General features: G+C 31.8%; 1 protein-coding gene. It reads right to left on the reverse strand.

Features of this window, described 5'->3' with window-relative positions:
- Positions 1-669: 669 nt before the first annotated feature.
- A complete protein-coding gene (locus DM84_RS05775; RefSeq protein ID WP_250779034.1) occupies positions 670-1,830 on the reverse strand; it encodes a cation:dicarboxylate symporter family transporter in 1,161 nt (386 codons plus the stop codon).
- Positions 1,831-2,106: the final 276 nt, after the last annotated feature.

Below are 2,106 nucleotides of genomic sequence, written 5' to 3' on the forward strand. Positions count from 1 at the left end.
AACCTCGCTTAGCTTCGCTAAGTATTTCTTAATGCGTACCACGGCGCACGGTTTTCCTGCACACGGCTCTTCAACGCTAACTATGGATTAGATTTTGGTAAGTTATTGAAGATCGTGACCTTTTGAATTGTGCTTAATCAAACTTAAAAATGGTAGTTCATTGCACATCTATACGGTTAAGCTATTGAAGTTCTTGAATTTTACTAAATTGATGGAGCATTTTAAGGTGCCTGCTACTTAAATTTAGGTACCCATTAGTTTTTTTTATTGCAAATGTTTGAATTTATAAATTGTTGATATTCTTGCTCTTTTTTATCTCTAATCCGTAGTTAGCGTTTCTAGTAGTAGGATGCCGTTACTCACATAAGGCAAAAACAGCACTTGAAAATGTTGAAGTTAATCAACAAGAAAATGGCCAGACAGTTGCTTAAAAGTAGTTCCTATACCAACCCATTCCGAGCAAACTTATTTTCACGATCCTTGGTTTTCGTTACCAGATGTGGATATACTAGTTTATACTTTAATAAGATATATCACTGAATTAATACAATTAAACTTGAAAATAACAGGAAAATTTATGGTCATTTCCTACTTTAAAGAGGATAAGAGACTCTTTGTCCTTTTTGTAAACAACATTTCTAACTTGCTCTCCACTTTTGCTGAGTAAGGTCACCTTAAAGCTACCCGTTTACCTCCTACAAAAAATTTCTTGTAAAATTTAGTGAACATAATAACCAATGCGCCATCCCCAGCAACGTTTGCACCAGTAGAAATAGGGTTAAACATTACGTAAATCGCGATTATTAATGGTAACATGGTTGGAGAAAACTTTAAATACTCCTCAAGAATTCCAAGCACCACAATTATACCACTGCCTGGCGTTACAGCAGCAAACTTCAATAGCAAAAAATATAATAAGAAGCTCATGTGCTCCCATACTGTTAAGGGTTGGGTACCAAATGACTTTATAATTACTAAAGCTAGAACGATAGTACAGAAGCAATTGCCAACGGAATTGGTACTTGCAATGACAGGAACCATAGAATCTACTATATTATGTTCTTTTACATTTTTTTTACTTCCCTCTAAAGTGACAGGTATTGTAGCACTACTAGATGATGTTGCAATTGCTGTTATTATTGCAGGTAACATATTGTTCATGCTACCTAGCCAATCTCTTATTCTAAATGAACTTGCAACTCCATATAAAAATATAGCATAAATATATATAATAATTGTCATAATAATAAAGATTGCAATATAATCTCTAAAAATAGTTAATAATACCTTATCGTGTTGCAACTTTAAGATAAAACCTAATATGAATACAGGAATAATAGGAATTAATACTCTTTTGAGAAGAAAAAATGCAATATCTGCTAATTTTTTGGCGATAATATCACTTTTTTGTGGAATGATTTTATGTACAGTGATTCCAGCAATGAACCCAAGTAATAGAGCATGAAAATTTGAGATCAATGTTGGCAATTTAAATTCCCATGAACTACTTAGAACACTTTTTGGCAGCTCTATTCCAGAATCAATGTGAAAATTTTGTATAATAATATAGCCTGTGAAATAGCTAATAAGGCTTGAAAACAAATTTGATAAGAAAACTGTTGCTAATAATAATATAATGAATTTAATAGCTGCATCTTTTAGGCCATTAATGCTATTGAATACTAAAGAAAAGATGATAAAAGGCATTGTAAAGCTTAAAATCTCTTTAATACTCAAACTCACCGAGTATAAAAAAATCTTTACATCAACAGGAACTAAACTTCCGAGTAAAAGTGAAGAAACAAAAATAATAATAAGTGATAGCAACATACCTAGCGTAATAACTGATCAGGCTATTCTACTTTAAATTTTTATAAATAAAAATAAATAATCTCTTCTTGCAAAATTTCTATGAGGCTTCATTGTGAGACCTTAATAACGCTAACTATGGATTAGATTTTAGTGAGTTATTGAAAATCTTGACCTTTTGAATTGTGCTTAATCAAACTTAAAAATGGCAGTTCATTACACATCTATACGGCTGAGCTATTGAAGTTCTTGAGTTTTACTAAGTTGATGGAGCATTTTAAGGTGCCTGCTACTTAA

Origin of the sequence: Wolbachia pipientis (assembly GCF_023661085.1) — a bacterium.
Classification (GTDB): domain Bacteria; phylum Pseudomonadota; class Alphaproteobacteria; order Rickettsiales; family Anaplasmataceae; genus Wolbachia.

Coding starts and splice junctions, on each gene's coding strand:
- DM84_RS05775 (WP_250779034.1), bottom strand. CDS start 1,830: ATGTTGCTATCACTTATTATTATTTTTGTTTCTTCACTTTTACTCGGA.